Raw genomic sequence first — 5,087 nt, 5'->3', positions numbered from 1 at the left:
CACCCGCTCAGGGTCAGCAGCGCCGCGAGGGCGGCGAGCAACGCCGCGTTTCCCGGCCGGGCGGCGGTCTTCGAAGTCATGCGGGGCGTCCCTCTTTCGTCGTCACCCCACGCTACCAAGCGAGCCACATCTCAAGCTGGGCTCTGGCCCGCTGCGCGGGCACCACGAAAAACACCCCCTCAGTGAGGGGGTGTTCCTGGTGGAGCCTGGGAGAATCGAACTCCCGACATCCTGCTTGCAAAGCAGGCGCTCTACCAACTGAGCTAAGGCCCCGTTTCCGGGAGAGACGTGCGTCTCTGTGGGGCTACCAGGATTTGAACCTGGGACCTCTTCATTATCAGTGAAGCGCTCTAACCAACTGAGCTATAGCCCCCCGTGCCAAGATGCAACTTTACCGGAAAAGATGTCAAATCCGAAATCGAAGCCCCTGCGCGTACACGCCGGGCGTTTCGCGGCGGTCTCGTGGCCGCCGCGAAACACCCCGGTGCGTGCTTAGTTGCTGGTGAAACCGAGCTGGAAGCCACCCAGCACCCGGACCAGCAGGTTGTAAATCAGGGCCGCGACCGCGCCCAGCGCAGTGCCGACGATCGTGTTCAGGACCCCGACCACCACGGCAAAGCCCGCGACCTGGGGGAAGCCCAGGATCTTGCTCAGGTTAAAGTCATCGCCCGCGACGACGTCCATGAACAGCTCGTTGACCTTGTCGAGTACCCCGGTCTGCACGAGCACCGTGTAGATCAGGATCATGGCCACGGTGCCGACGATTGCCAGACACAGGGACACCAGGAAGGAGTACTTGACCGCCGACCAGAAGTCGACATAAACGAGCTTCAGGCGGACCTGCTTCGCGGGGGCCTTCTTGCGCGTCTTCCGCGCAAGTTTGTCGGCGACTGTGTTACTCATTCACGTCCTCTGGGTTTTCCGCTGCTTCGGCCTCGTCGGGGGTGTCGAGGTTTCGTTCCGAGTTCTGAGCGATTCCGATAATACGATCGGCGTCTGGGAATCGCGCGAAGACGACTCCCATGGTGTTGCGGCCCTTTGCGGGGACCTCGGCAACGTCCGAGCGTACCACCTTGCCGCTGGCAAGAACCACCAGGACCTCGTCGGTTTCCTCCACGATCAGGGCGCCGACCAGGTCGCCGCGCGTCTCGTCGAGCTTCGCGACCTTGATCCCGAAACCGCCGCGCTGCTGCACGCGGTACTCGTCGACCGCGGTGCGCTTGGCGTAGCCGCCCTCGGTCACGGCGAAGACAAAGCCCTCGCTTCCCTCGACGGTGGAGGCGTTCAGCAGGGCGTCGCCCTCGCGGAACTTCATCCCCCGGACACCGCTCGTGGAGCGGCCCATCGAGCGCAGCGCTGTCTCGTTCGCCGCGAAGCGCACGGACATGCCCTGGCGGGACACGAGGAGCACGTCGGAGTCGTCGTTGGTCAGCAACGCGGAGACGAGCTCGTCATCCTCGCGGAGCTTGATCGCGATGATCCCACCCGTTCGGTTCGTGTCGTACTCGTCGAGCTTCGTCTTCTTCACGAGGCCGTCGCGGGTCGCGAGCACCAGGTAGTCGGCGGTTTCAAAGTCGCGCACGTCGAGCACCTGGGTGATCGTCTCCCCCGGCGCAAGCGCGAGCAGGTTCGCGAGGTGCTGCCCCTTCGCGTCGCGGCCGCCCTCGGGCACCTCGTACGTCTTCGCCCGGTACATCCGCCCCGTGCTCGTGAAGAACAGCAGCCAGTGGTGGGTTGTCGTCACAAAGAAGTGCTCGACGATGTCGTCGGCGCGCAGCTGGGCACCCTTGACGCCCTTGCCGCCGCGGTGCTGCGAGCGGTAGTTATCGATCCGGGTCCGCTTGACGTAGCCGCCGCGGGTCACCGTGACCACCATCTCCTCTTCGGGGATGAGGTCCTCCATCGACATGTCACCGTCGTAGCCGTACTGAATGCTCGTGCGGCGCTCGTCACCGAAGCGGTCCACGATCTCGGCGAGCTCCTGGCTGATGATCGTGCGCTGCTGCTCGGGGCTGGCCAGGATCGCCTTGAACTCGGCGATCATGCGCTCAAGCTTCTCGGCGAGCTCCATGATCTTCTGCCGCTCCAGGGCGGCCAGGCGGCGCAGCTGCAGCGCGAGGATCGCGTCCGCCTGCAGCTGGTCAACGTCAAGCAGCTCCATCAGGCCGGAGCGGGCCTCGTCGACCGTGGGAGAGCGGCGGATGAGGGCGATGACGGCGTCGAGGGCGTCGAGGGCCTTCAGGTAGCCGCGCTGGATGTGGGCCTCGGCTTCGGCCTTCTTCAGGCGGAACTGGGTCCGGCGCACGATCACGTCGATCTGGTGCTTGACCCACGCGGTGATGAAGCCGTCGAGCGCGAGGGTGCGCGGCACCCCGTCCACGATCGCCAGCATGTTCGCGCCGAAGTTCTCCTGCAGCGAGGTGTGCTTGTAGAGGTTGTTCAGCACAACCTTCGCCACCGCGTCCCGCTTGAGCACGATCACGAGGCGCTGACCGGTCCGGCCGCTCGTCTCGTCGCGGATGTCGGCGATGCCGGCGACCTTGCCGTCGCGGACCAGGTCCGCGATCTTGATGGCGAGGTTGTCGGGGTTGACCTGGTACGGCAGCTCGGTGATCACGAGGCAGGTGCGGTTTTGCAGCTCCTCAATGGAGACCACGGCGCGCATCGTGATCGAGCCGCGCCCGGTCCGGTAGGCGTCCTGGATGCCCTTGGTGCCGAGGATCTGCGCCCCGGTCGGGAAGTCCGGTCCCTTGATGCGCTGCATGAGCGCCTCAAGCAGCTCCTCGCGGGTGGCCTCGGGGTGATCCAGGTACCACTGGGCGCCCTCGGCGACCTCCCGCAGGTTGTGCGGAGGAATGTTCGTGGCCATGCCAACGGCGATGCCGACGGACCCGTTCACCAACAGGTTCGGGAAGCGCGCGGGGAGCACGGTGGGCTCCTGGGTCCGCCCGTCGTAGTTGTCCTCAAAGTCGACGGTGTCCTCGTCGATGTCGCGGACCATCTCCGAGGCGAGCGGGGCCATCTTGGTTTCGGTGTACCGGGGAGCGGCCGCGCCGTCGTTTCCGGGTGAGCCGAAGTTTCCCTGGCCAAGCGCCAGCGGGTAGCGCAGGCTCCACGGCTGCACGAGGCGGACGAGCGCGTCGTAGATCGAGCTGTCACCATGCGGGTGGAACTGGCCCATGACGTCGCCGACGACTCGGGCACACTTCGAGAAGGCCTTGTCGGGGCGGTAGCCGCCGTCGTGCATCGCGTAGATCACGCGGCGGTGCACGGGCTTCAGGCCGTCGCGCACCTCGGGGAGGGCGCGGCCGACGATCACGCTCATGGCGTAGGCCAGGTAGGAGCTCTGCATCTCAAGCTGCAGATCGACCTGGTTCACGTGGTCGCGCTGGCCGTCGTGCGGGCTGCGCGCGTTGGCCACGGGGCCGGTGCTCTCGTCGTTCGTCACGTTGTTCGTCACGTCGTCATTAGATGTCAAGGAAACGCACGTCCTTCGCGTTCTGCTGGATGAAGTTGCGACGGCTCTCGACGTCCTCCCCCATCAGGGTTGAAAAAATCTCGTCCGCCGTGGCGGCGTCGTCCAGGGTGACCTGGAGCAGCGTCCGCGTCTCCGGGTCCATCGTGGTCTCCCACAGCTCGCGGTAGTCCATCTCGCCCAGACCCTTGTAACGCTGGATGCCGTTGTCCTTGGGGATCCGTCGCCCGGCGGCGAGGCCCTTCTCCAGGCGGTCGTCGCGCTCCTCGTCCGTGTAGACGTACTCGTGCTCGGCGTTGGACCACTTCAGGCGGTACAGCGGCGGCTGCGCGAGGTAGACGTAGCCCTGGTCAATCAGCGGGCGCATGAAGCGGAACAGCAGGGTCAGCAGCAGCGTCGTGATGTGCTGGCCGTCCACATCGGCGTCGGCCATGAGCACGATCTTGTGGTACCGGGCCTTCTCGGGGTCGAAGTCCTCCCCGATCCCCGCGCCGAAGGCGGTGATCATTGCCTGGACCTCGGCGTTTTGCAGCGCGCGGTCGAGGCGGGCCTTCTCCACGTTCAGGATCTTGCCCCGCAGCGGCAGGATCGCCTGCGTCTCGGGGTCCCGGCCCTGCACGGCCGAGCCGCCGGCCGAGTCACCCTCGACGATGAAGATCTCAGAACGCGAGGGGTCCTTGGAGGAGCAGTCCTTGAGCTTGCCGGGCATCCCGACCGACTCCAGCAGGCCCTTGCGGCGGGCGGTCTCGCGAGCCTTCCGGGCGGCGAGGCGCGCGGTCGAGGCCTGGATCGCCTTACGAATGATCTCCTTGGCCTGGTTCGGGTTGCGCCCGAACCAGTCGCCGAGCTGATCGCCCGTGACCTTCTGCACAAAGGCCTTGGCCTCCGTGTTGCCCAGCTTCGTCTTCGTCTGGCCCTCGAACTGCGGCTCGCCGAGCTTGACGGAGACGACGGCGGTGAGGCCCTCGCGGACGTCATCTCCCGAGAGGTTCTCGTCCTTCTCGCGCAGCAGCTTCTTCTCGCGGGCGTACTTGTTGACGAGGGTGGTGAGCGCCGCGCGGAAGCCCTCCTCGTGCGTGCCCCCCTCGTGCGTGTTGATCGTGTTCGCGTAGGTGTGCACGGACTCGGTGTACGCCGTGGTCCACTGCATCGCGACCTCGAGCGAGATCTTCTTCTCGGTGTCCTCAAGCTCGAAGGAGATGATCTCGTCGTGCACCAGCTCCGCGCGCTTGGCCGAGTTCAGGTACTGGACGTAGTCCTCCAGGCCGCGCTCGTAGTGGAACTCATCCGCCTGAACGGGCGCGGGGATCTGCTCGCCGTCCTCGTTCAGGATGGGCTCGCGCTCGCGCTCGTCCCGCATCGAGATCTTCAGGCCCTTGTTCAGGAAGGCCATCTGCTGGAAGCGCGCCTTGAGCGTGGCGTAGTCGAAGTCGATCGTCTCGAAAATATCGGGGCTCGGCCAGAACGTAATCGTCGTGCCGGTGAGCTCGGTGTCCTCGCCCTGAGCGAGCGGGGCGTCGGGGACGCCGATCGTGAAGCGCTGCCGCCAGACGGAGCCCTGACGGCGCACCTCGACCTCCATGTTGGAGGAGAGCGCGTTGACCACGGAGGA

General features: G+C 65.8%; 3 protein-coding genes and 2 tRNA genes. All 5 read right to left on the bottom strand.

The features are described 5' to 3' along the window. Window positions 1-197: 197 nt before the first annotated feature. Window positions 198-273 (bottom strand) — tRNA-Ala (locus OOT08_RS09625). Window positions 274-299: 26 nt separating this feature from the next. Then, window positions 300-373 (bottom strand) — tRNA-Ile (locus OOT08_RS09620). A gap of 119 nt (window positions 374-492) precedes the next feature. Continuing rightward, the gene (locus tag OOT08_RS09615; RefSeq protein WP_325092429.1) at window positions 493-903 is read right to left on the bottom strand and encodes a DUF3566 domain-containing protein; all 411 of its coding nucleotides are present in this window, start codon (window positions 901-903) and stop codon (window positions 493-495) included. After that, window positions 896-3,421: a DNA gyrase subunit A gene (gene gyrA / locus OOT08_RS09610; protein WP_325092903.1), complete on the bottom strand. Its 2,526-nt coding sequence runs from the start codon at window positions 3,419-3,421 to the stop codon at window positions 896-898. Before gyrA ends, OOT08_RS09615 begins: the two co-directional genes overlap by 8 nt. A 46-nt stretch (window positions 3,422-3,467) precedes the next feature. Then, the coding region (locus OOT08_RS09605; RefSeq protein WP_325092428.1) for a DNA gyrase subunit B at window positions 3,468-5,087 on the bottom strand (1,620 nt) is incomplete at its 5' end.

This window comes from Leucobacter sp. M11, assembly GCF_035726885.1.
In the GTDB taxonomy this organism is placed as follows: Bacteria; Actinomycetota; Actinomycetes; order Actinomycetales; family Microbacteriaceae; genus JAPFRB01.
Note: the sequence above shows the minus strand (reverse complement) of the source record. Positions and strands in the feature narration are given on the sequence as shown.